Source organism: Frateuria defendens (assembly GCF_001182895.1).
GTDB lineage: Bacteria > Pseudomonadota > Gammaproteobacteria > Xanthomonadales > Rhodanobacteraceae > Frateuria_B > Frateuria_B defendens.
Window position 1 is genome coordinate 1 of the sequence record NZ_LFQR01000032.1, and the last position, 22859, is coordinate 22859.

The following is a 22859-nucleotide window of genomic DNA, read 5'->3' on the forward strand; positions in this document are numbered from 1 at the left end:
TTACTTTCTCTTGGGCAAACGAGAAAGTGACTCGCCCTCCAGCAGGAGGGCGAAACCCCGGCCTACGGCCGGCCAGCATGCGATGCAACAACCCAACACGCCCTCGCGAGCACCAACTAAGGAGATCGCGAACAGGCTTTACACCGCGGCGCCGGGGCCGCAGAGCTTCTCCAGCAACTGGCCCTGCGCGTTGCGCGCGACCTGGCTGCCGCTGGGCTGCAGGCGCAGGTACTGGCCGTCCGGCTGCAGCACGGAGGCGCTGGTGTTGTCGGCGAGGTAGAGGTCCAGCTCGCGGCGCACGCGCTGCTGCAGCTTCTTGCCCTCCAGCGGGAAGCCGGTCTCCACGCGCCGGTCCAGGTTGCGCTCCATCAGGTCGGCGCTGGCGAGGTACACGCGCGGCTCGCCGCCGTTGGCGAACCAGTACACGCGGCTGTGCTCAAGGAAGCGGCCGATCACCGAGCGCACGCGGATGTTGTGCGACACGCCCGGCACGCCGGGACGCAGGCAGCACATGCCGCGCACGATCAGGTCGATCTTCACCCCCGCCATGCTGGCCTTGTACAGCGCGCGGATCATCTTGGCGTCGGTGAGCGCGTTGATCTTGACGATGATCTGCGCCGGCCGCCCGGCCTGGGCGTGCGCGGTCTCGGCGGCGATCAGCTCCAGCAGCGCCTTCTTCAGCGTGAAGGGCGCATGCAGCAGCTTCTTCATCGGCAGCACCTTGCCCATGCCGGTGAGGTGGCTGAAGAGCTTGTGCACGTCCTCGCACAGCACCTGGTCGGAGGTGAGCAGGCTGTAGTCGGTGTACAGGCGCGCGTTGGCGGTGTGGTAGTTGCCGGTGCCCAGGTGCGCGTAGCGCACCAGCTCGCGGCCCTCGCGGCGCTGGATCAGCATCAGCTTGGCGTGCGTCTTCACCCCCACCACGCCGTAGATCACCACCGCGCCGGCCTGCTGCAGGCGCGCGGCCAGGGTGAGGTTGGATTCCTCGTCGAAGCGCGCGCGCAGCTCCACCACCACCGTTACTTCCTTGCCGGCGCGGGCGGCCTCCACCAGCGCGTCGACGATCTCCGAGTCGGCGCCGCTGCGGTACAGCGTCTGCTTGATGGTGAGCACGCTCGGGTCCTTGGCGGCCTGGCGCAGCAGGTCCACCACCGGCGAGAAGGATTCGTACGGGTGCAGCAGCAGCACGTCCTGCTTGGCGATGGCCTGGAACAGGTCCTCGGATTTCTTCAGCGCCTTCGGCAGCGAGGGCGTGAAGGGCTGGTATTCCAGCTCCGGCCGGCGCAGCTGGCCGACCATGCCGAACAGGCGCGCCAGGTTCACCGGGCCGTTCACCTCGTACATCTCGGCCTGGGTGAGGCCGAAGCGTTCGAGCAGGTAGTCCGAGAGCGCCCGCGGGCAGTTGTCGGCCACCTCCAGGCGCACCGCGTCGCCGAAGCGGCGCGAGGACAGCTCGCCGCGCAGGGCGAGGGCGAGGTCCTCCACGTCCTCCGGGTCGATCGAGAGGTCGGCGTTGCGGGTGAGGCGGAACTGGTAGCAGCCCAGCACCTTCATGCCGGGGAAGAAATCGTCGGTGTGCGCGTGCACGATGGAGGAGAGCAGCGCGTAGTTCTCGCCGCCCTCGCATACGTTGTCGGGCATGCGGATCACCCGCGGCAGCACGCGCGGCGCCGGCACGATGGCCAGGCCCGAGTTGCGGCCGAAGGCGTCGGGGCCGTCCAGCTGCACGATGAAGTTGAGGCTCTTGTTGACCAGCAGCGGGAACGGGTGGGTGGGGTCCAGCCCGATCGGCGTGATCAGCGGCGCCACCTCCTGGCGGAAGTAGCTGCGCACCCACTGTTTCTGCCTGGCCGTCCAGTGGTTGCGGCGCACGATCGCCAAGCCCTGCTCGGCCAGCCGGGGCAGGATGCGCTCGTTGAGGATGGCGTACTGGCGCTCGATCTCGCGGTGCGCCACCTCGCTGATGGCCGCCAGCACGCGGCCCGGCATCATGCCGTCGGAGCCGAGCAGCTCGTGGTTGAAGGCGATCTGGCTCTTCAGGCCCGCCACGCGGATCTCGAAGAACTCGTCCAGGTTGCGCGAGAAGATCAGCAGGAACTTCAGCCGCTCCAGCAGCGGCATGCCCTCGTCCAGCGCCTGGTCGAGCACGCGGATGTTGAACTGCAGCTGCGACAGCTCGCGGTTGAGATAGAGCGTGCTGTCGTTGAGGTCGGCGGGCGGCGCGGGCGGCGTCGCGGCGGGGATGTCGTTGGCGGGCGGTGGCATGGTCGTCATCCTGACATCTTCGGCAGGTGCGTTGACAGCGGCGTGACACGCAAGCTTACGCCACCACCGCGCCCCGCCGCCCCGCCGTGCGGCCGTTCGCCGCCGGGGCCGCCGCGCCGGTTCAGCCAGCCGCTTCCTCTTCCGCAGGCCGGCGAAACGAGCCGGGCGCCATGCAGGAGCGCGCTTCGCGCGCGACCGCGACGGGGCGGTGCAACCGCCCGCCACGCGGGCCGCTCGCGCGCGCTCCTGCGGTCGCGGCGAGCTTTGCAGGGGGGGGCTTCAGGGCCCGCCGACCACCAGCGGCTCCGGTTCCAGCCGCACGCCGAAGGCCGCCTCCACGCCCGCGATCACCCGCTGCGCCAGCGCCCACAGCTCGCCGCCGCTGGCGTGGCCGTGGTTGACCAGCACCAGCGCGTGGCGGTTGGAGATGCCGGCGTCGCCCTCGCGCAGGCCCTTGAAGCCGGCGGCCTCGATCAGCCAGGCGGCGGAGAGCTTCCAGTGGCCGTCGGCGCCGGGCCAGGCGGCGAGCCCGGGCTGCGCGCGCTTGAGCGCCTCGCCCTGCGCGGCCGGCACGATGGGGTTCTTGAAGAAGCTGCCGGCATTGCCGATCACCGCCGGGTCGGGCAGCTTCTTCGTGCGCAGATGCACCACCGCCTCGGCCACGTGGAAGGGCGCGGGCCTGTCCACGCCCATGCGCGCCAGCTCCTCGCGGAGGCCGGCGTAGCCCAGCCGCAGCGCGTGCGCGCGGGGCAGGGCAAAGCGCACGGCGGTGACGATGTAGCGGCCGGCTTCGCGCTTGAACCGCGAGTCGCGGTAGGCGAAGGCGCAGGCCGCGCGGTCGAGCACGGCCACGCGGCGCTCGCGCGTGTCCCAGGCCTCCACGCTCTCCACGAACTCGGCCACCTCGGCGCCGTAGGCGCCGATGTTCTGGATCGGCGCGGCACCGACGGTGCCGGGGATCAGGATCAGGTTCTCCAGCCCCGCATAGCCCTGGCCCAGGGTCCAGCGCACGAAGTCGTCCCAGCGCTCGCCGGCGGCCACGGCGATGCGCGCGACCTCGCCCTCCTGTTCCACCTGCACGCCGCGGGTGTCCATGGCGATCACGGTGCCGTCGAAGTCGCCGGTGAGCAGCAGGTTGCTGCCTTCGCCCAGCACCAGCCTGGGCGCGCCGCGCACGGCGGGGAAGTCGAGCAGCTCGGGCAGCTTCGCCGCGTCGCGCACCTCGGCCAGCAGCCGCGCGCGGGCGGCCACGCGCAGCGTGTTGCGCGCGCCCAGCGGGGCGTGCTCGATCAGCGTGTAGCCGCCCATGTCGGTGCGCTCAGCCGGCCGCATGGCGGGCCCCGTGCTGGCGGCGGATCTCCTCCACGCATTCGCCGATCAGCTTCGGCCCGCGGAACACCAGGCCGGAGTAGAGCTGCACCAGTGAGGCGCCGAGCTCGACCTTGGCCGCGGCGTCGTCGCCCTCCAGGATGCCGCCCACGCCCACCAGCGGCACCGTCTCGCCCAGGCGCGCGCGCATGCCGCGCAGCACGGCGGTGGAGCGCGCGAACAGCGGCTTGCCGGAGAGCCCGCCGGCCTCCGCGCCGTGCGGGTCGGCGGCCACCGCGCTGCGGTCGATGGTGGTGTTGGTGCAGATCACCCCGTCGATGCCGGTGGCGCGCAGCACCTCGGCGATGCCGTCCAGCTCCGCCTCGCCGAGGTCCGGCGCGATCTTGAGCAGCATCGGCTTGCGCGTGCCGCTCTGCGAGCCCAGCCGCTCCTGCGCCTCGCGCAGCGTCTCGATGAAGCGGCGCAGCGTGGCTTCCTCTTGCAGATCCCGCAGGCCCTGCGTGTTGGGCGAGGAGATGTTCACCGTCACGTAGCCGGCGTGGCGGTACACGCGCTCCAGGCAGAACAGGTAGTCGTCCGCCGCCTTCTCGTTCGGCGTGTCCTTGTTCTTGCCGATGTTGATGCCGAGCACGCCGCGGTAGCTCGACCCCTCCACGTTGCGCACCAGCGCATCCACGCCGGCGTTGTTGAAGCCCATGCGGTTGATGATGGCCTCGTGCCGAGGCAGGCGGAACATGCGCGGGCGCGGGTTGCCCGGCTGCGGGCGCGGCGTCACCGTGCCCACCTCCACGAAGCCGAAGCCGAGCGCGCCCAGCTCGTCCAGGTGCTCGGCGTTCTTGTCCAGCCCGGCGGCGAGGCCGACCGGGTTGGGAAAGCGGATGCCGAAGGCGGTGACGGGCAGCTCGGCCGGCGGCACGGCGACATAGCGGCCGAGGTTGCTGCGGTGGGCCACGCCCAGCGCGTAGAGGGTGAGCCGGTGCGCGCTCTCGGCGTCGAGGGCGAACAGCAGCGGTCGCAGGAAGTCGTACATGCGTCAGGGCACCTTGCCCGCGAACACGCGGGTGTCGTAGTCGAAGTCGATGGTGCCATGCCGGGCGCAGGCGTCGAACAGCTCGCGCAGCGCGCGCAGCATCGGCGCGTGGTTGGGGTGGCCCACCTTCGGCGCGTAGGAGGAGGAGAGGAGCCGCCCGCGCAGCGCCTCGAAGTCGAGCTTCTGCCCGTGCGGGAAACAGGCCGCGCCGCGGAAGCCCTCGCCGAACCACGCGCGCATGCGCGCGTCGTCGGCGTAGCGCTCGGCCACGCTGGTGTAGTCGATGCCGTAGCGCAGGAGCAGCGCCTCGTAGCCCGAAAGGAACGGCGTGCCGGCGAGCCGGCGCGAGTTCCACCAGATCGCGGCGAGGCCGCCGGGCTTGAGGATGCGGCGGAACTCCGCCCGCGCGGCCTCGGGGTCGAACCAGTGGAAGGCCTGCGCCACCGCCACCAGCTCCACGCTGGCCCCGGGCAGGCCGGTGGCGTCGGCGCGGCCGTCCACCGCGCGAAAGCGCGCGTTATCGCCCAGCCATTCCAGCGCCGCCGCGCGCATCGCGGCATTGGGCTCCACCGCGATCACGCGGTGGCCGGCGTCGAGGAACATCTTGGACGAGATGCCGGTGCCGGCGCCGACGTCGGCCACGGTCCAGTCCGGCGTCACGCCCTGCTCGTCGCGCAGCCAGGCGAGCAGGGCGGGCGGGTAGTCCGGCCGGTAGCGCACGTAGTCGGCGACGCGGTCGGTGAAGCGCTGGGTGGCGTCGGAGATGGGCATGGCGGTCGTCCTCGGGCGCGACGCGGTGCGGCGGCGAAACCTGACGCCCTCGATGCCGGGGCGGCGCCGGCCGCGATGGTCAGAATTCGAACTTGATCCCCTGCGCCAGCGGCAGCGCGTCGGAGTAGTTGAGCGTGTTGGTCTGGCGGCGCATGTAGACCTTCCACGCATCCGAGCCGGATTCGCGGCCGCCGCCGGTCTCCTTCTCGCCGCCGAAGGCGCCGCCGATCTCCGCGCCCGAGGTGCCGATGTTGACGTTGGCGATGCCGCAGTCCGAGCCGGCCGCCGACAGGTACTGCTCGGCCGCCTTGAGGTCCTGCGTGAAGATCGCCGAAGAGAGGCCCTGCGGCACCGCGTTCTGCAAGGCGATGGCCTCGTCCAGGCTCTTGAACGGCATCACGTAGAGGATCGGCGCGAAGGTTTCCGTCTGCACCACCGCGTGGCCGTTGTCGAGGCCGGTGACGATGGTCGGCAACACGAAGTGGCCGGGACGGTCGGCGAGCGCCGCGCCGCCGGTGCGCACCTGGCCGCCCGCGGCCTTGGCCTGCTCGATGGCGGCCAGGTAGGCCTGCACCGCGTCGGCGCTGTTGAGCGGGCCCATCAGCGTCTTCGGGTCGGTGGGGTCGCCGATCTTGCCTTCCACCTGCTGGTAGGCGCCCACCAGCTTGCCCAGCACGTCCTCGAAGATCGCCTCGTGCACGAACAGGCGGCGGGTGGAGGTGCAGCGCTGGCCGGCAGTGCCCACCGCGCCGAACACGATGGCGGGGATGGCGAGCTTCAAGTCCGCGCTCGCGTCCAGAATGATCGCGTTGTTGCCGCCGAGTTCCAGCAGCGAGCGGCCCATGCGCCTGGCCACGCGCTCGCCCACCAGGCGGCCGACGCGGGTGGAGCCGGTGAAGCTGATCAGCGGGATGCGCCTGTCGTCCACGAAGGCCTGCGAAAGCTCGGTGCCGGCGTCGTTGAACAGGAAGAAGATGTCGGGGAAGCCGGCCTCGCGCAGCGCCACGTTGCAGATCTTCATGGTGGCGATGGCCGACAGCGGCGTCTTGGGCGAAGGCTTCCAGATGCACACGTCGCCGCAGATCGCGGCGAGGAAGGCGTTCCAGCTCCACACCGCGACCGGGAAGTTGAACGCGCTGATGATGCCCACCAGGCCCAGCGGGTGGTACTGCTCGTACATGCGGTGGCCGGGGCGCTCCGAGTGCATGGTGGCGCCGTAGAGCATGCGGCTCTGGCCCACCGCGAAGTCGGCGATGTCGATCATCTCCTGCACTTCGCCGTCGCCCTCGGGCTTGATCTTGCCCATCTCCAGCGCCACCAGCGAGCCGAGCGCGTCCTTGTGCCTGCGCAGCGCCTCGCCGCACAGCCGCACCGCCTCGCCGCGCCGGGGCGCCGGCGTGGCGCGCCACACCTCGAACGCGGCCTGCGCGCGCTCGACGATGGCGGCGTAGTCGGCCGCGCTGCTGGCGTGCACCGTGGCGATCACCTCGCCGGTGGCGGGGTTGGTCGGCGCCAGGGTGCCGGCGTCGGTGGTGGTCGACCACTCGCCCTGGCCGAGATAGCTGCCGGCATTGACCTCGGCGAGGCCGAGCGCGGAGAGGATGGCGTGGGACATGTGGACTCCTGGCCGGGGCGCTGCGCGCCGTGATTGCGAGCCGCGCATTCTAGCAGTGGAGCCCCTGCGGCCGGTTCGCGCAGTGCGGCATTCCATGCGAGAATCCTTGGCCGTTGCCCCCGTAGCTCAGTTGGATAGAGCGGCCCCCTTCCAAGGGAGAGCGTGTGCAGAATTTTTGTGTAAACGGGGTTTGCGCCACAGCTGAGGGAGTCACCCCTCGAGCTGGATCGTAAATGCGATTGAGCGTGGGTTTTCCAGTTGCGGATCGGGCCGGCTCCGAGGTACAGCAAAACGCTGGGCTGAACGATAGGTGTCTTTCCGGGTAGGCCCTACTCGTTGCAATAGTCTTCGTAAAAAGCCCCTGGGCGGGGCTTGTTTCAGCGGCCCGTCACCAGACCCTGTGAGGCGGCCTCGGAAATCGGCTGGGTCATCTGTTTGGCCTGAGCCTGGATCTGTTGCTGGATGTTGTTTTGCACATGCATGGCCGCCTCCTGACTCGATTGCGCGAACGGGGTCCGGATGGCTTGCATGACATTGACCTCCGTGTATCGCTTGAAGGGCGAGTTAAGGTCCCCCTGGGCGGCCCATCCCCGGCTGGCGTCGTCTGACAAGACGACATGGTCGATGCGGTTGAAACCGGCGGCTGCCGCAGCCGAGGTCAATGCCCCGGCGAACATCTGGGTGTGGGGGCCCGGCTGGCGGCCTTGCGCTTCATCAATCCGCGCAACACAGGAGAATGCCTGGTTGTAGATGCCGTGGGCGGGATGACGTGCATCGAGGAAGGTTGGCATGGGCGCCTGGGTGTGGGCCTTGGCCTCTGCAAAGGCGGCCATGGTCGCAGGGCCCGCTACGCCGTCGACGTGCAGGCCATGCTCTTGCTGGAAGGCTTCGACTGCTTCCTTCGTCCGGTGGCCGAAGTGCTGGTCCGGTCGAATTGCAGTGCCATCCCGCGCAGTGATGCCGAGGGCCGCCAGATCGCTCTGAAGCGCGCCAACCGCTGGATCATGGTCTCCTTGCCTGTGGGCATGGGGGGGCGATGGTGCATGGCTGGCAGCGTGCGTCGTGTGCGGGTGCGCAGCAACGAGTGCCCTGACCTGTTCTTCGGTCATCGCCTGGGTCGGCGTGACAGTACCGGCTTTCCAATGTTCGAAACGGGAAATTCCGTCGAGCAGGGCACTCTTTTCTTCCGTGGTCATGTCCTTGACCATCTTGCCGTGCAGGTCGTGGCCCTCGACCAATGCTGTGTCGTAGATGACCTTAGCCTGCGCGTCGTAGTGAACCGCTCCGCTGTAGTCGGGCCTTGAATAGTCCTTGATGAGCGTATCGACGGTGTGGTTTGCATGACGACTTTCAATGAGCTTCTGCTGGGCGGCCCGTCCGGCGTCGTAGCTTTCGAAGACCAGGTTGCCCCACTGGTCGAGGTCAACGACGCCCTTGTAGGCGTCCTGCGGATCCGACAGCGCTTCGTCCTTGTCGCGGACGGCGCTGTTCTTTTCACTGCTGCCAGCGTATTCGAACTTCAGGTTGCCCGGGTTGTTGTTGCGCCAGGAAACAGTGCCGTCCTGAGCCGTCAGCCAGGACTTGTCGTCCATCTCATAGATACGGGTTGTGCCATACGTCGCGACGAGGCGACTTACATTCTTGTCCGATACGACGTCCATATTCGCTCAGTGCAACAGGATTTTGGATTTGTCAAAGAATGCCTTTGCTGCAATCCGTGCGGACTTCCTTGCAGACCTTTCCACCTGCCGCGACACAGGCATTTATCGCCTGGGTTACCGCTTCTTTCTCATCGTCTGGGTTGGGGCTCGCGCCGCCAAAAGAGCGGGACGATTCATCACGCACGAGGGAGATGCATCCGTCTTGCTGTTGGACGAGCACGGTGCAGTCCTCTTTGCTGCAGTCACTCTTTTGGTTCTTCCACATGGCCTCATTGCTTACATCCCCGTGCAGAAATGCAAACTTGCCGTTCTTGTGATCGACCAGCAGGGTGTTGAGGAACACTGGAACCCTCCACTTTGCATCCATGTCCTTCGCCAAGCCCGAGGGGGGCAGGGGAAGCGTTTCGGTGGTGTCCTTCTCCCGGCCTGCCACCACGGTTTCACGAGTGGCACCGGTCACGTGCCATGCGCCCGCCTGACGGGTCAGGTCAAGCGTCATGGTCGACGGCTTTTCCCCGCTGTCGAACTGGTCGATGTGGACGTGTCCCGGGGCAACCTTAAGGTGCCTTGGCCGGAAAGGGTCCGTATGGAACTGGCTGCACTTCGAGCAGGCAATGAGCTTGTCACTGGAAAAATCCGCGACAAATCTGCCGTCCTTCTTCCCGAAGACGGTCAGGGTGCGATGGGTTACACCATCCTTGTCCGGGCTGGTTTCAAAAACTGCTGCCGCGTCCGCGTCGGGAGCGTCGCCGCTTGCAGAGAAAGCCAGAAGCGTCGCACCTGCTGGTGCGGCGGCAATGACTTCTGCCGGAGCTTTGGGTGAGGATTGCGCCGCAAAGGAAAGGGAGGCGGCCGCCATGAGGGCGGCAGCGACGGGGAGTCTTCTCATACACAATGTTCCTTTTTGTGTTCGAGGCAGTCTTGCTGCAATCCGTCGGGACTGAGACCTGGGGATGGCTGGGTGGTTAAGCGGCATGATGCGCTCAACGCACGGTCACTAGTCGGCGGCGAGCGTGGCCGTGTTACCCGATCCGCTTACCGTGACTTTGCTGCCGACATGCAGCCCTTCCACGCCATGGCCGGTCTGCACCAGGCTCATGACTCTGCCGTCGTCGAGCTGCAGCTTGACCATGTAATGCGCGGCCGGGCCGTTGCCGGCGATGGCGCCGCCGGCCGCCTCGCCCACTGCGGGGGCAGCGCTGACTACGGCATTGGCTACCTGGCCGTTGGCCACCGCCACGGCCTTGAAGCCGAGCAGGCTGCCCAGGGAGGCGCCGAGCTTGCGTCCTTGCCGGTGGACCTGCGACTCATCGTCGCCACGGTTGTCGATCGGCTTCATGTCGACGATCGTGCCATGCCGGGCGGATTGGGCATGGACGGTCACGACGGGGGCGAGTGAAGCGGCCGCCAGGGCGGCGACAAACATCCATTTCATACATCACCTGCTGTCGTTGGAATTGAAGAATGTGTTGCCCGCACGCCGGGAGCGCTGGCCGCCTTGTCAGGGGCTCTTCGGGCGCCCCCAGCCCCTGACGTAGGGCCGGCATTTCACGCCGTCGTACTCGTAGCGGCTGATGATGCCCTTGGCGTTCGCGTAGAAAGTAACCGTGCAGTGGTGGTGGGCGGGGACATCGTGATGTTCCGTCCTCGTCTCCATGATCAGCGCATTGCCGGACTGGCCCACTGGGGCCGCGTACGACGAATCGTAGGAGTAGGCCTCGGTGCCGAAGTTGTACGTGTAAGCCGTTTCGCCGTTCGGCAATTCATTGCTGGTGAAGCCGCGGTCGACGGGCCACTGCATCAGCAGTTCGCTGGCGTCGTGGCCGATCCAGCTGTCGGCGACTTCGGTGGAGGTCTTGTCATAGCTGTTCTGGCCCATGGCGGCACACGAGAGAACAAGAGTCGGCAGGGCCAGGGCAAGGCGGTTCAGGGCACGCACAATGTCACATCCTTGGACGAGATAGCGAATACTCCGCATGCCGATAACAGCGAGCGGCCTGTCGTGGCAGGGCTGGTATTTTCGGCGACGCGGTCAATCCCCATCCGCTCCGCTTTGCGGAGCCCGCCTAGGCATGACGGTGCCGGTCTTCCCTGCTTCCCAGCTCGGCCACGATAGTATGGCCGAGCCGCTCTGCTTTCGTCTTCGACACGGTGCCGGTATTCTCTAGTCTGCCCTATGGCCCCGTGGCACAATTGGATAGCGCGCACCCCTCCTAAGGGTGAGGTTGTGGGTTCGAACCCCGCCGGGGCCGCCATTTTTTTCCTGAAACTCTCATCTGCTCTGGTTCCGTAGTCGGTACTCGTGCTACGCAAGGGATGATCCACGAATCCATCCTGGCGCGGCTCGAATGCCGGAATCGTCTTGGGCACGCTTTCCTTGATGTGTCTGTGGCGATTCCGTAACAACAGGCTCAGGCCGCGGCCGAGGCGTGCTCTTCCGTCGCCCCGTCCAGCGCGAACGCCACCGCATCCAGCGCGTGCAGCGCCGTGGTGTCGAACACGGGCAGGGGGGTGTCGTCCTGGCCGATCAGCAGCGGAAGCTCGGTGCAGCCGAGCACCAGGCCCTGCGCGCCGCGCGCGGCGAGTTCGGCGGCGATGGCGAGCAGGCGCTGGCGCGAGGCGTCGAGGAGGCGGCCGCGGCACAGTTCCTCGAAGATCATCCGGTGCAGTTCGATGCGGTCGGCCTCGTCCGGCACCCGCGTCTCGATGCCGTGCCCGGCCAGGCGCTCGGCGTAGAAGGGCTGCTCCATGGTGAAGCGGGTGCCGAGCAGGGCCACCCTGGCGAGGCCGCGCGCGCGGATGGCGCGGCCGGTGGCGTCGGCGATGTGCAGCAGCGGAATGCGCACGCGCGCGCTCACCGCGGGGGCCACCTTGTGCATGGTGTTGGTGCCGATCAGCACGCAGTCGGCGCCGGCCGCTTCCAGCCGCGCGGCGCTGTCGGCGAGGATCGCGCCCATCGCGGGCCAGTCGCCGGCGCGCTGCAGGGCGGCGATGGCGTCGAAGTCCAGGCTCTCGATCAGCATGCGCGCCGAGTGCAGGCCGCCGAGCCGGCGCGCCACCTCGCGGTTGATCGCCTGGTAGTAGAGCGCGGTCGATTCCCAGCTCATGCCGCCGATCAGGCCGATGGTCTTGAGGCGCGTGGTGGTCATGGCGGGTTCCTGCGCAAGGCAATGGGAGGAGTGTAGTCGCAAGGCACCGCAAACGGCCTGCGTCTTTGGTGCACCATGCACGGTTTCGCGCCCCATGGCATCCCTATATTCATCCACGGCTCTCGCCCGCGATCCGCCCGTTCACTGCGGCCCCGGCGTCGCGCGGCAGCCGCGCCGCGTCGAGCAGGGCCAGCAGGGCGAGCAGGGCCATGGCGGCGAAGGCGAGCCGGAAGTCGGTCGCGTCAAGATGCGAGCCGTCGTGGTGGCGCAGCAGCCCGGCGAGCTTGAGCGCCAGCGCGCCACAGGCGATGCCCAGGCCGCTGTTGATCTGCTGGGCCATGCTGAACAGCGTGGTGGCGCCGCCCATGCGCGCCGGCGGCACGTCGGCGAAGCCGATGGTGTTGAGCGCGGTGAACTGCATCGAGCGGGTGAGGCCGGTGGCGAACAGCACGGCGGCGATCAGCGCCGGCGGCGTGCCGGCGCCGAAGGCCATGCAGGCGAGGAAGCCCGCCGCCACCAGCAGGCCGTTGCCCACCAGCACGCCGCGCAGGCCGAAGCGGCGCATGGCCCAGCCGGTGGCCGGCTTCATCGCCAGGTTGCCGGCGAACAGCGCCAGCATCAGCAGGCCCGAACTCGTGGCGCTCATGCCGAAGGCGAGTTGGAACAGCAGCGGCAGCAGGAACGGCGCGCTGCCGATGGCGATGCGGAACAGCGAGCCGCCGCCGATCACCGCCGCGAAGGTGGGGATGCGCAGCGCCGACAGGTCGATCAGCGGCTGCGCCGCGCGCCGCAGGTGGCACAGCGCCAGGGCGCCGGCGGCGAGGCCAAGCCCGGCCAGCGCGGCGACCAGCGGCGCGTCCACCGGGGTGCGGCTGGCCAGTTCCACCGCCGTCATCGACATGCCGCAGGCGAGCGCCGTCCACACGAAGCCGACGAGGTCGAACGCGCCAGTCGGCTCGCCCTCGCCGCGCACCAACCACAGGGCGAGCGCCAGCGCGGCCAGGCCCAGCGGCAGGTTGAGGAAGAAGATCCAGTGCCAGCCCAGCCATGAGGAAATCAGGCCGCCCAGCGGCGGCCCGAGGATCGGCGCCACCAGCCCCGGCCAGGTGAGGATGGCGATGGCGCGCACCAGCTCGCGCTTGGGCGTGCGCCGCAGCACCAGCAGCCGGCCCACCGGCACCATCATGGCGCCGCCCACGCCTTGCAGCACGCGCGCGGCGGTGAAGCTCCACAGGCCGCCGGCCAGCCCGCACAGCAGCGAGGCGCCGGTGAACAGCACGATGGCGCCGGCGAACACGCGCCGCGCGCCGTAGCGTTCGGCCATCCATCCGCTCAGCGGGATGCACACCGCCAGCGTGAGCATGTACGCGCTGATGCCGATCGACAGCCGCGCCGGCGCCACGCCGAAGCTCGCCGCCATCGCCGGCAGCGCGGTGGTGATCACCGTGGCGTCGAGGTTCTCCATGAAGAAGGTGCCGGCCACCAGCAGGGCGACCAGGCGGAGGTGCCGGTCCGCGGCCGTATCGGGAGGTTGAACCACGTTCTGCAAGCGTCCTTGTCGATGGGGGGCGCGAGTCTGATGAGTGCGCGGGGGCTTTCAGCCGTAGGCGATGAGCCGGCCGAGCGTGGCCACCGTGAGCCACAGGCCCAGCGAGGCGGCGGCCATGGCGCGCGCGCCGGCCGGTACATGATCGGTCCAGGCGGGGAGCTTTCCGCGCCACAGCCACTCGAAGGCGAGCGCGTTGCCCAGCGCCAGCGCGATCAGCAGCAGCTTCCAGCGAAAGCGCGGCGCGTGGACCAGCGTGCCGGCATCGGCCGCGAACAGCGTGAAGCCGCTGACCAGCATCAGCACCACGGCGCCGATGCCGATCGGCACCAGCAGCCGCGCCAGCGCCGCCGGCGCGATGCCGCGGCCCAGGCCCAGCAGGCGCAGGTCGAGCAGGCCGATGCCGCCCACCAGGGCGGCCATGCCGAGCAGGTGCAGCAGGTTCGCCAGCGGATAGACCGCGGGCGAGCTGCGCACCCACCCGGCGAAGGCCGAGTCTTGCAGTGCGGAGGCGAGCGCCGCCCAGTCCAAGGTCAGCGCAGCTCCACCGTCTTGCCGTCCACGGTGATGCGCTCGATGCGCATCTCGGGCGTGCCGTCGCGGCGCGGGTAGCCTTCCAGCTTGGCGTTGACGCCTTCGTGCAGCATGGCCTGGGTCAGGCCGCGCGACTCCATGCGCTGGATCGGCGCCAGCACCACGGTCCAGGTCTTGCCCTGGTAGTCGATCTTGGCGAGGCCGTGCGGGTTGCGCCAGGCGACCTCGTGCAGGGCGGCGGTGACGACGAGGGTCTTGCCCGCGTCGTAGGAGCCCCAGCCGTGGTGGGCCACGGCGGGGGCCGCCGCGGCGAGGGCCAGGGTGGCGGCGAGCAGCCGGCCGGCCGGGTATCGCGGGTGTCGTGGAAGCGAGTGCATGCGTGCATCCTCCTCGTGGTCACCTCGATGGCGGTCCGCGGACTATACGCCGGCGCGCATGGCCGGCATGTCGGCATGCGGAGGCTGCCGCGCGGCGGCCTCCGGCATCCCTGCGCTCAGATGGTGTCGAGCACGCCGCCGTCCACGCGCAGCGCGGCGCCGGTGGTGGCGGAGGCCTGCATGGAGCACACGTAGACCACCATGTTCGCCACCTCGTCCACCGTGGCCGGGCGCTGGATGATCGAGCTGGCGCGCTGCGAGCGCACGAACTCCGTGGCCGCCTGCTCGATGGACTTGCCTTCCTTCTCCGCCGTCTCCTTGAGCATGGCCTTGACGCCCTCGGAAAGCGTAGGGCCGGGCAGCACGCTGTTGACGGTGACGCCGCTGCCGGTGGCGAGCTTGGCCAGGCCGCGCGCCACGGCGAGCTGGGCGGTCTTGCTGAAGCCATAGTGGATCATGTCGGCCGGGATGTTCAGCGCCGACTCGGAGGAGATGAACACGATGCGCCCCCAGCCCCGGTCCAGCATGCCCTTGAGGTAATGGCGCGAGAGCCGCACGCCGGACATCACGTTGGTCTGGAAATAGCGCTCCCAGTCGGCATCGTCGATCTCGAAGAACGGCTTGAGTTCGAAGATGCCCGCGTTGTTGACCAGGATGTCCGCCGCCGGCACGGCGGCGATCAGCGCGTCGGTGCCGGCGGCGTCCGAGAGGTCGGCCACGGCGCCCTGCAGCGAGGCGGCGGGCAGCTCGGCGCGCAGCGCGGCCAGCGCCTTGTCCACCGAGCCCTGGCTGCGCCCGTTGACGACGACGTGCGCGCCGGCCGCCGCCAGCCCCTTGGCGATGGCGAAGCCGATGCCGGCGCTGGAGGCAGTGACGAGGGCGGTCTTGCCGGTGAGGTCGATATGCATGGTGAGGTCCTTGTCGAAAGGGCGCACGGCGCGAGGGGGCGCGCCATACGGTCGGTGGAAACGCAGCGTCAGGCTATCGCACCGCCGCCGTCCACCAGCACGGTGGAGCCGGTGGCGTAGGGCGTGGTGGCAAGGTAGACGATGGCGTTGGCGACATCTTCGGGCTGGCCCAGCGTGCGCGCGGGCAGGGTGGCCGCGAGTTTCTCGTACATGGCGCGGCGGGCGGCTTCGTCCATGCCCGACCACAGCGGCGTGGCGATCACGCCGGGGGAGACGGTGTTCACGCGCACCGGCGCGAGTTCCAGCGCCAGGCCGCGGCCGAGGGATTCGATCGCCGCGTTGATCGCGCCCTGCAGCACCCACTGGCCGGGCCGCACGCTGAGGAAGCCGGAGACCAGGGTGAGCGAGCCGCGGTCCTTGAAGGTCGCCGCGCGCGCCACGCGGTAGGCGCCCCAGAACTTGCTGTCCATCGCCTTGTAGGCATCCGCCAGCGGCAGCTCGCGCACCGGGCCGCCGGGCGTCTGCGAGGCCGAGACCACCACGTGGTCGAAGGCGCCGGCGGCGGCGAAGAAGGCTTCCACCGCGGCGTTGTCGGTGGTGTCGAGCACGGCGGTCGTCACGCCGTGGCCGATGCGCGTGGCGGCGGCGTCGAGCTTGGCCCGGCTGCGCGAGGCGATGGTCACGGCGGCGCCCAGCTCGGCGAAGGCCTTGGCGGCCGCTTCGCCGATGCCGGAACTGCCGCCGATGATGAGGACTTGCTTGGCGTTCAACTTGCTCATGAGGGTTCCTTCTGCTGAAGACTTCAGAGAGACGGAGAAACGGTTCGGCCGCAGGCCGAGCCGGGGGAATCACGCCGTGCGCACGTCGGCCTCCTGCACCGCGGCGTCGTCGCCGGCGCGCTGCGCGCGGCTTTCGAGGGAAGCCTGGCGCCGCGCTAGCCCCAGGCCGACGCCGGCCCACAGCAGGGCGAGCGCCGCGCCCAGGCCCATCGCCAGCGCGGCATGGCCGCCCAACGTGCCCAGCGCGTGCTTCACCCAGCCGCTCAGCGCGTCGCCGCCGCGGTAGACCACGGTGTCGATGAAGTTCTTGGCCTTGTACTTCTGCGCCGGCGGCACCGCGGTGTAGAGCATTTCGCGGCCCGGCCGCACCAGCGCGTACTCGCCCGCGCGGCGCAGCACCATCACCACCACGAACACGCCGAACACCGGTGCCAGCGCCAGCCACAGGAAGCCCGCCGCCATCGCCAGCGGCACCGCCGCCAGCAGCACGCCGAGGCCGAGCCGCTGCGCGAGGCGCCCGGTGACGAAGAGCTGGGCGAGGATCGAGAGCGCCTGCACCACGGTGTCGATCAGGCCGAACACCTGGGTCTGCCGGGTGCGGTCGTGGAAGGTCGCCGCCACCAACTGCGCCTGCTCGAAGTAGAGGAAGGTGGTGACGCTGGCGAGCAGCAGCACGAAGGCGGCGATGCCGAGCAGGTAGGGCGAGCGGAACACTTCGCCGGCGCCGGCGAAGGGGTTGCCGCCCAGCGGGCGCCGCCGGTCCGCGTCCGACCCGGCCGCGCGCGGCAAGGGATGCCGGTCGCGCCAGCGGTGCAGCCACGCCGCCGCCGTGGCGCTGCCGATCAGCAGCAGCGCGGAGAGCACCAGCAACCCGGCATGCCCGATCGGCGCCACCAGCAGGGTGCCGAGGATCGGCCCGCACAGGCCGCCCAGGCTGGCGCCGCCGGCGATCAGCGCGAACAGCCGTCGTGCCTCGGCGCCGGCGAATACGTCGGCCAGCACGCTCCACGCCAGCGACACCGCCAGCAGGTTGAACACCGACAGCCAGATGTAGAAGGCGCGCGCCACCCACGGGCTCTGCGGCCACGCCGCCAGCGCCAGCGCGAAGCCGAGCAGGTTGAGCGCGCAGAAGCCGTAGGTCCACGGCAGGATGCGCCGCCGCGCCACCTTCGAGGCCACCCAGCCGAACAGGGGCAAGGCCACCACGGTAGCGACGAAGGTGCCGGTGAACAGCCATTGCAGGTTGTCCACGCCGCCGGCCACGCCCATCGTCTCGCGCACTGGGCGCAGCATGAAGTAGCCGGTGAACAGCAGGAAGAACATCGCCAGCCCGGCCAGCACCGCGGGCGCCTCGCGCGGGTCGAGGTTGAACAGGCGGGCGAGGGCGCGCAGCGCCGGAGGCGTGGCGTGGGCCGGCACGCTCATGCTTCGGCTCCGCCGTGGCGCATGCGCCCGGGGAGCGCACGCGCGGACGCGCGAGGCGCGCAGGCGAGGCCGCGAGGCCGCGTACGCGCATCACCGCCGCCGCCGCGGGCGCGGCGATGGTGCGAAGGGGGCGGAGGGCGGAAGGCGTGCATGCTCATCGATCGGCTCCTTGCGATGGGAGAGGGCGCCGGCAAGGCGTGTCGCGCGACGGCCGTGGCCGCGTCGCGCGTGGGACGCGGGTCCAGCAAGAGGGACAGCGCGCTGCCGGCGGGGTTCAGATTGCCTCCTCCTCGCGCAGCGTGAGCGGGCTTTGCAGCGCGTAGCGGGCGATCTCGTCCTTGCGCAGGAAGGCCACGCCCGGATGGCTCTTGGCATAGCGCAGGAATTCGCCCCACACGCTCACCATCTGCGGCGAGCCGCTGATGCGGTCGTGCGCGCTCACCGACATCAAGCGCCGGCGCGTGCCGGCCTCTTCGTAGAGCAGGTCGAAGTCGCGCTTGATCTGGCCGAGGAACTTGTCGGGCGAGTAGTTGCGGCCCTCGATCAGCAGGATGTCGTTGTTGCGCAGCGTGTAGGGCACCACCGCGAAGTCCTTGCCGCTGACCTGCTCGATGAAGGGCTCGTCGCGGCTGACGTCGTCGATGTGGTAGAGGTAGCCAAGCTCCTGCAGCAGCGCCAGCGTGTTGGGGCCGCGGCGCAGCCAGTTGCAGTTGTAGCCCAGCGGGCGCTGGCCGGTGGCGGCCTCCACCATGTCGCGCGCGGCGCGCAGGAACTGCCGCTCCTCCTCGCGCCCCATCGCGTACTGCGAACTCCAGCGCGGGCCGTGGCCGGAAGCCTCGTGGCCGCGCGCCACGATCTCGCGGGCGAGCGCCGGATGGCGCTGCGCCGCCTCGCCGATCATGTGCGAGGTGACCTTGACGCCATGGCGGTCCCACAGGTCCAGCATGCGCGGGATGCCCTCGCGGTAGCCGTAGGCAAACCAGGTGTTGGTGGCGGGGTCACTCGGCACGCTGGCTGGGAAGTCCACTTTCGGGAACGGGCTGTCGGTGCCCTTGGGCGGCTGGCCGCCGGCCTCGAACTGCATCGAGATCGAGACGGCCAGGCGGATGCCGTCGGGCCAGAAGGCGCCCGTGGCGGTGCGATGGCGCTGCTGCGGGTTCTTGCGTGCGCCGGCGTCGGCCGCCCCCATGGCGGCGGCCGGCGTCGTCGCGCCCAGCATCATGCCCGCGGCCAGCAGGCCGGCGCCGGCGCCGCCCTGGGCGAGGAAGCGGCGGCGCGGCGCGCTGGCCGGCGTAGCCGGTTCGCCGGCAGGCATAGTGGTGTTCGGGGTCATCGCGGCTTCCTCACTGGGCGATCGCGCCGACCTGCTGCAGGAAGGCGAGGTTGTCCTCGATGTGCCAGTTGTCGGCGATGCGCCCATCCACCACCCGGTAGATGTCGGTGGCGATGAAGTCGATCGGCTGGCCGCGGCCCTGCACGTCCTTGAAGCGGCCGCTGAAGTGGCCGGTGAAATGCAGGTGCACCACCACGCGGTCGCCGGCCACGATCATCTGCTCGATCTCGGCGTGGATGTCCGGGATCGCGGCACGCACCGTCCTCGAGGCGGCCAGCGGGCCGGGCAGGCCCGGCAGGCGGCCGGGCGGCGGCGTGCGGTCGGTGAAGCCCGGCGCCAGCGCGGCCTTCGCCAGCGCCTCGTCGCCGCTGCTCCAGAAGGTGTCGTAGCGGCGCGCGGCGAGGATCTGCGCTTGGGCCTGCGCCTTCGGCAGGCTGCCATCGACGATCAGCCGCCGCGGCTGTTGCAGTGCGGCTTCAGTGGCATAGAGCGGTGTGCCGGCCGTGGCCAGCAGCAGGGCGAGGGCGATGGGCCGGCAACGGAAAAGGGAGGGCCGAAAAAGGGGAGGCATGGAGGTGTGCTCCGGATAGAAAGTCGATGGATGGCATGGCTGCCGGTACCAGCGAAAGTCATGCTAGCTTTCCGCTTCGCGGTGAAATACCGGCTTCTGGCGGATGGAAACTTTCCATGTTGGAAAGAATGAGGTGCGCATGCTGATCGACGAACTGCCCAACCTGTGGGTCTTCGCCAAGGTGGTCTCGGCCGGCAGCCTCTCCGCCGCCTCGCGCGAACTGGGGCTGTCGCTGTCGGTGGTGAGCAAGCGGCTGGCGCAGCTGGAGGCGAGCCTGGGCGTGCGCCTGCTCCAGCGCACCACGCGGCGGCAGACGCTCACCGAGGAAGGCGCGCTGCTGCACGCGCAGGCCGAGCGCATCCTGGCCGAGGTGGAGCAGGCCGAGGCGCTGATGTCGCGCCGCCGCGGCGCGGTCAGCGGCCTGCTGCGGCTCACCGCGCCGAACGAACTGGGCCGTCGGCGCATCGCGCCCATCGTGGCCGACTTCCAGCGCAAGCACCGGCAGCTCACCGTGCAGCTGGAACTCACCGACACCGTGGTGGACTTGCTCGGCGGCGGCTTCGACCTCGCGGTGCGCTACGGCAGCCTGGCCGATTCCTCGATGGTGGCGCGCGAGCTGGCCCCTAACTACCGCGTGCTGTGCGCCGCGCCGGCCTACCTCGCCCGGCACGGCGCGCCGGCGCACCCGGGCGAGCTGGCGCGGCACCGCTGCATCCTGATCGGCGACCAGCCGCGCGCCGAATGGCGCTTCGAGGGCGAGCGCGGCCTGGTGGTGCGCGTGCCCGGCGCGCTGGTCACCAACGACGGCGAGGCCGCGCACGCCTGGGCGCTGGAGGGCGCCGGCATCGCGCTGAAGTCGGTGTGGGACGTGGGCGACGACCTCGACGCCGGCCGCCTGCGCCGCGTGCTGCCGGCCTGGCCGATCCCGGCCGCGCCGCTGCATGCGATCTACCCGCACGGCCGCCACCTGGCGCCGCGCGTGCGCGTGTTCGTGGACTACCTCGGCAAGCGCCTGCGCGAGGCGTGGCGCTGGGGCGAGGGCTAGGGGCCCTTGCCCCGGGAGTAGGAAATTAGGAAATAGGAAATAGGGAACAGGTGCCCGGGGGGGGGCCGCGGGGAGGCGCGGCGGGTGTTCAGGGCGCGGGGATCTCGATGTCCTGCCGGCTCAGTATGTGGTTGCGCAGGTCGGTGGCCCGCAGGCGGTAGCGGCCGGGGCGCAGGTAGAGCGCCGCCGTGGTGGCGCCGTCGAGCGGGCGCACCCGGTCGCGTCGTGGCAGCGGCTGCGGGGGCGGATCGAACAGCAGGCGGTCGGCGGGGACGGCGTCCTCGCCCTCCGCCGCGTAGCGGGCCTCGACCAGGCACGGCCAGGTGCGCAGGCAGGCAGTGCGGCTGTCCACCGCGAACGGCTTGCGCAGGCCGCCGAGCGCCAGCCACGCGGGCCGCCCCGCGCGCAGCGGCGCGGGCGGGAAGAACACGCTCACATCGTAGCCCGGCCGCAGCGACCACGCCCGGCCGGACGGCTGCACGAACACGATGGGCGCGTCCGGGTGCAGGCGCTGCATCGCCGCCTGGTAGATCGGGTGGTCCTGCGCGGCGAGCGGGTGGGGGATCAGCGCCGTCTGCTCCACCGTGAGCGGATCGATGCCGGTGAGGCGGCGGAAATGCTGGGCCATCGACAGGCCGCCCAGGTAGGCGCCCTGCTCGACGATGTGCGCGTAGCCCGCGTTCACCACCAGCTTCGCCTGCGGGTCGCGCCGGAACACGCGCTCGTAGAGATGCTCCGCCTGCGCGCGCTCGCGCGCATCGCCACTGCCGGCCGTGTCGGATTCATAGGCCACCACCTTGAAGCCGAGCTTGAGAGCGGTGCGTACCATTTCCGCATAGACCGGCTCGCGGGTGTAGAAGCCGCTGGCCTCGACCGGGTAGCCGCGCGCGGCCAGCGCGGTGTCGTCCGCGTAGAGCGTCTCCACGGCGAAGTAGTCGAAGCCCTCCCTGCGCAGCCGGGCGAGCAGCTGTACGGTGAGGCTGCGGGTGAGCGGCACGTGGTGCGCCTCGTTGAGGAACACGGCGCGGTAGCCGCGCGCGAGCGCGGGGATGGCCTCCAAGGCCGGGCGCGCTTCGTACGGGCCCGACAGCGGCGAGGGGGCGTCGTCCGGCAGCGCCACGTCCTGCACCACGAAGCTGGCCTGCGCGTTGGGGTAGTCGCCGACGAAGCTCTGGTACCAGCCCAGGTACTGGGTGAAGACCAACTGGAAGGCGCGGTCCGCCGGATCGCTGGCGTAGAGCGCATCGACCATCGCCATGTACTGCGCCAGCAGGCCCTTGCGCGCGGCCGCCGCGCGCATGATGCGGTCGGCCTGCGCGGCGGCGGCGAGCTGGGCCGCGCGCCACTGTTCCGGCGTAGGCGGCGGCTCGGGCCTGGCCTGCCCGAAGGCGGCGCCGCTGCCGAGCAGCAGCGCGGCGAGGGCGAGGAAACGCAAGCGGGATGACATCGGCAGCCTCCCGAATCCTGGCGCCGGCCGCAGGCAGTCGGCGGCATCAGCCTAGCGCGTCGGCGCGCCGTCCGCGTCGCCCACGTCGGGTTCCGTGTCCTTAAGTCCAGCGCGAGGGCCGGGCCGGTCAAAGGCTCAAGCTCGGTGCGGAAGGGATCGCGCATGGCCGCGGCCCCGCCATGACGGCAGGGCCGCGGCGGACATCGCCGCTCAGCCCCCGGGCTTGCGGAAGCGGTAGATGAACTGGTCGGTGTGGCCGCGTATCGCCTTGTCGAACACCTTCACGTCGAGCGGGTCGGCCGGGTTGCGCAGGGCCTGGCTCTCGCCGTCGAACACGAAGCCGGCGGCCTCGGCCTGCCGGCGCACCGCGGCGGGGTCGATGCGGTGCAGGGTGTCGGTGTCGCGCAGGCCGCTGCCGGCCTTGGCGCTGTGGTCGATCACCACGAACACGCCGCCGGGCTTGAGCGCGGCGAACACCTGCCGGTCGAACGCCACCGGGTCCACCTTGCCCATGAAGGCGTCGGGATAGTCGTGGTAGTTCTGCGAGGTGAACACCACGTCCACCGGCGCCGGCACGCTCAGCTGCGCGGCGGGCTGGGTGAGCACGCTGATGTTGGCGTAGTGCGGGTCGGCGGCGAGCGTGCGCGAGCCTTCCACTTCGCTGGGCGATTCCTTGGCGTATTCGTTCGGCCACAGCGCGTAGACATGGCCCTGCGCGCCCACCACCGCGCTGAACACGCGGGTGAAGTAGCCGCCGCCGGGGATCAGCTCCAGCACCTTGTCGCCGGGCTTGACCTGGCTGAAGGCCATCACCTCGGCGATCTTGCGCCGGCCGTCCTTCTCGACGTCGGCCTTGCGCGCGGGATCCTGGAGCGCCTTGGCGATGGTGGGGGCGGCGGTGGGGGCGGCGGACTGCGGCGGGGCGGCGAGGGCCGCGGCGGGCAGGGCTAGCGCGATCAGCGCGGCGAGCACGGTGGTACGCATGGCGGACTCCTTGCGGTGAATGGGTCGGGCGATTCTGCGCCCTCGCGCGGAACAGGGCGCCATGACTTCTGGCAGGGGGCGGCGGCGGAC

Annotated in this window: 21 protein-coding genes and 1 tRNA gene; 2 read left to right on the forward strand and 20 right to left on the reverse strand. The window is 70.1% G+C overall.

The window, feature by feature from the left end:
• Positions 1–138: 138 nt before the first annotated feature.
• From ppk1 to ACH65_RS05220, 9 genes are all read right to left on the reverse strand, one after another.
• Positions 139–2265, reverse strand: a complete 2127-nt coding sequence (gene ppk1 / locus ACH65_RS05185; RefSeq protein ID WP_202594148.1) for a polyphosphate kinase 1 — start codon at positions 2263–2265, stop codon at positions 139–141.
• Between the two features lie 279 nt (positions 2266–2544).
• The gene (gene murB, locus ACH65_RS05190; protein ID WP_049621545.1) at positions 2545–3573 is read right to left on the reverse strand and encodes a UDP-N-acetylmuramate dehydrogenase; all 1029 of its coding nucleotides are present in this window, start codon (positions 3571–3573) and stop codon (positions 2545–2547) included.
• A gap of 10 nt (positions 3574–3583) precedes the next feature.
• Entirely contained in the window at positions 3584–4624 is a 1041-nt protein-coding gene (locus ACH65_RS05195; protein WP_049621518.1) for a quinone-dependent dihydroorotate dehydrogenase, read from the reverse strand.
• A 3-nt stretch (positions 4625–4627) separates the two neighbouring features.
• Positions 4628–5395 (reverse strand): class I SAM-dependent methyltransferase, encoded by a 768-nt coding sequence (locus ACH65_RS05200; RefSeq protein WP_049621519.1) that lies wholly within the window; start codon positions 5393–5395, stop codon positions 4628–4630.
• A gap of 79 nt (positions 5396–5474) precedes the next feature.
• The gene (gene amaB, locus ACH65_RS05205; protein WP_049621520.1) at positions 5475–7010 is read right to left on the reverse strand and encodes an L-piperidine-6-carboxylate dehydrogenase; all 1536 of its coding nucleotides are present in this window, start codon (positions 7008–7010) and stop codon (positions 5475–5477) included.
• A gap of 377 nt (positions 7011–7387) precedes the next feature.
• Positions 7388–8671, reverse strand: a complete 1284-nt coding sequence (locus ACH65_RS05210; RefSeq protein WP_049621521.1) for a peptidoglycan-binding domain-containing protein — start codon at positions 8669–8671, stop codon at positions 7388–7390.
• Between the two features lie 31 nt (positions 8672–8702).
• Complete coding sequence (locus tag ACH65_RS18805) at positions 8703–9560, reverse strand: DUF4189 domain-containing protein (RefSeq protein ID WP_161805590.1); 858 nt, start codon at positions 9558–9560, stop codon at positions 8703–8705.
• Positions 9561–9668: 108 nt separating this feature from the next.
• A complete protein-coding gene (locus tag ACH65_RS05215; protein ID WP_153242490.1) occupies positions 9669–10106 on the reverse strand; it encodes a hypothetical protein in 438 nt (145 codons plus the stop codon).
• Between the two features lie 66 nt (positions 10107–10172).
• Entirely contained in the window at positions 10173–10610 is a 438-nt protein-coding gene (locus ACH65_RS05220; RefSeq protein WP_237561448.1) for a hypothetical protein, read from the reverse strand.
• Positions 10611–10849: 239 nt separating this feature from the next.
• On the opposite strand from ACH65_RS05220, the gene ACH65_RS05225 reads away from it, so the two are divergent.
• Positions 10850–10926 (forward strand) — tRNA-Arg (locus ACH65_RS05225).
• Between the two features lie 156 nt (positions 10927–11082).
• Here the strand turns inward: ACH65_RS05225 and ACH65_RS05230 are convergent.
• From ACH65_RS05230 to ACH65_RS05270, 9 genes are all read right to left on the reverse strand, one after another.
• Positions 11083–11820 carry an aspartate/glutamate racemase family protein gene (locus ACH65_RS05230; RefSeq protein ID WP_049621524.1) on the reverse strand — a complete coding sequence of 246 codons (738 nt, stop codon included), beginning with the start codon at positions 11818–11820 and terminating at the stop codon, positions 11083–11085.
• Between the two features lie 109 nt (positions 11821–11929).
• Positions 11930–13360, reverse strand: a complete 1431-nt coding sequence (locus ACH65_RS05235) for an MFS transporter (protein ID WP_049621546.1) — start codon at positions 13358–13360, stop codon at positions 11930–11932.
• Positions 13361–13417: 57 nt separating this feature from the next.
• Positions 13418–13897: a hypothetical protein gene (locus ACH65_RS05240; RefSeq protein WP_064504818.1), complete on the reverse strand. Its 480-nt coding sequence runs from the start codon at positions 13895–13897 to the stop codon at positions 13418–13420.
• A gap of 2 nt (positions 13898–13899) precedes the next feature.
• Positions 13900–14277 carry a DUF6152 family protein gene (locus ACH65_RS05245; RefSeq protein WP_082190148.1) on the reverse strand — a complete coding sequence of 126 codons (378 nt, stop codon included), beginning with the start codon at positions 14275–14277 and terminating at the stop codon, positions 13900–13902.
• Positions 14278–14393: 116 nt separating this feature from the next.
• A complete protein-coding gene (locus ACH65_RS05250; RefSeq protein ID WP_049621549.1) occupies positions 14394–15185 on the reverse strand; it encodes an SDR family NAD(P)-dependent oxidoreductase in 792 nt (263 codons plus the stop codon).
• A gap of 68 nt (positions 15186–15253) precedes the next feature.
• Complete coding sequence (locus ACH65_RS05255) at positions 15254–15964, reverse strand: SDR family oxidoreductase (protein ID WP_049621525.1); 711 nt, start codon at positions 15962–15964, stop codon at positions 15254–15256.
• Between the two features lie 69 nt (positions 15965–16033).
• Positions 16034–17389, reverse strand: coding sequence for an NTP/NDP exchange transporter (locus ACH65_RS05260; RefSeq protein WP_049621526.1), 1356 nt, complete (start codon positions 17387–17389; stop codon positions 16034–16036).
• A 274-nt stretch (positions 17390–17663) separates the two neighbouring features.
• A complete protein-coding gene (locus ACH65_RS05265) occupies positions 17664–18722 on the reverse strand; it encodes a polysaccharide deacetylase family protein (protein WP_049621527.1) in 1059 nt (352 codons plus the stop codon).
• 10 nt (positions 18723–18732) lie between these two features.
• Positions 18733–19293, reverse strand: coding sequence for an ester cyclase (locus ACH65_RS05270; protein WP_049621528.1), 561 nt, complete (start codon positions 19291–19293; stop codon positions 18733–18735).
• Between the two features lie 139 nt (positions 19294–19432).
• Here ACH65_RS05270 and ACH65_RS05275 point away from each other — a divergent pair, with 139 nt between their 5' ends.
• Positions 19433–20338: a LysR family transcriptional regulator gene (locus ACH65_RS05275; protein ID WP_049621529.1), complete on the forward strand. Its 906-nt coding sequence runs from the start codon at positions 19433–19435 to the stop codon at positions 20336–20338.
• An 88-nt stretch (positions 20339–20426) separates the two neighbouring features.
• On the opposite strand, the gene ACH65_RS05280 is transcribed toward ACH65_RS05275, so the two are convergent.
• Positions 20427–21785: a hypothetical protein gene (locus ACH65_RS05280; protein ID WP_153242491.1), complete on the reverse strand. Its 1359-nt coding sequence runs from the start codon at positions 21783–21785 to the stop codon at positions 20427–20429.
• 210 nt (positions 21786–21995) lie between these two features.
• On the reverse strand, positions 21996–22769 hold the full coding sequence (locus ACH65_RS05285) for a class I SAM-dependent methyltransferase (protein WP_049621530.1): 774 nt from the start codon (positions 22767–22769) through the stop codon (positions 21996–21998).
• Between the last annotated feature and the right edge of the window lie 90 nt (positions 22770–22859).

Excerpts from the sequence above, each read along its gene's own strand:
- ACH65_RS05215 (WP_153242490.1), bottom strand. The coding sequence starts at position 10,106 with ATGAAATGGATGTTTGTCGCCGCCCTGGCGGCCGCTTCACTCGCCCCC.
- ACH65_RS05195 (WP_049621518.1), bottom strand. The coding sequence starts at position 4,624 with ATGTACGACTTCCTGCGACCGCTGCTGTTCGCCCTCGACGCCGAGAGC.
- ACH65_RS05270 (WP_049621528.1), bottom strand. The coding sequence starts at position 19,293 with ATGCCTCCCCTTTTTCGGCCCTCCCTTTTCCGTTGCCGGCCCATCGCC.
- amaB (WP_049621520.1), bottom strand. The coding sequence starts at position 7,010 with ATGTCCCACGCCATCCTCTCCGCGCTCGGCCTCGCCGAGGTCAATGCC.
- ppk1 (WP_202594148.1), bottom strand. The coding sequence starts at position 2,265 with ATGCCACCGCCCGCCAACGACATCCCCGCCGCGACGCCGCCCGCGCCG.
- ACH65_RS05255 (WP_049621525.1), bottom strand. The coding sequence starts at position 15,964 with ATGAGCAAGTTGAACGCCAAGCAAGTCCTCATCATCGGCGGCAGTTCC.
- ACH65_RS05200 (WP_049621519.1), bottom strand. The coding sequence starts at position 5,395 with ATGCCCATCTCCGACGCCACCCAGCGCTTCACCGACCGCGTCGCCGAC.
- ACH65_RS05275 (WP_049621529.1), top strand. The coding sequence starts at position 19,433 with ATGCTGATCGACGAACTGCCCAACCTGTGGGTCTTCGCCAAGGTGGTC.
- ACH65_RS05260 (WP_049621526.1), bottom strand. The coding sequence starts at position 17,389 with ATGAGCGTGCCGGCCCACGCCACGCCTCCGGCGCTGCGCGCCCTCGCC.
- murB (WP_049621545.1), bottom strand. The coding sequence starts at position 3,573 with ATGGGCGGCTACACGCTGATCGAGCACGCCCCGCTGGGCGCGCGCAAC.
- ACH65_RS05230 (WP_049621524.1), bottom strand. The coding sequence starts at position 11,820 with ATGACCACCACGCGCCTCAAGACCATCGGCCTGATCGGCGGCATGAGC.
- ACH65_RS05285 (WP_049621530.1), bottom strand. The coding sequence starts at position 22,769 with ATGCGTACCACCGTGCTCGCCGCGCTGATCGCGCTAGCCCTGCCCGCC.
- ACH65_RS05245 (WP_082190148.1), bottom strand. The coding sequence starts at position 14,277 with ATGCACTCGCTTCCACGACACCCGCGATACCCGGCCGGCCGGCTGCTC.
- ACH65_RS05265 (WP_049621527.1), bottom strand. The coding sequence starts at position 18,722 with ATGACCCCGAACACCACTATGCCTGCCGGCGAACCGGCTACGCCGGCC.
- ACH65_RS05250 (WP_049621549.1), bottom strand. The coding sequence starts at position 15,185 with ATGCATATCGACCTCACCGGCAAGACCGCCCTCGTCACTGCCTCCAGC.
- ACH65_RS05210 (WP_049621521.1), bottom strand. The coding sequence starts at position 8,671 with ATGGACGTCGTATCGGACAAGAATGTAAGTCGCCTCGTCGCGACGTAT.
- ACH65_RS18805 (WP_161805590.1), bottom strand. The coding sequence starts at position 9,560 with ATGAGAAGACTCCCCGTCGCTGCCGCCCTCATGGCGGCCGCCTCCCTT.
- ACH65_RS05280 (WP_153242491.1), bottom strand. The coding sequence starts at position 21,785 with ATGTCATCCCGCTTGCGTTTCCTCGCCCTCGCCGCGCTGCTGCTCGGC.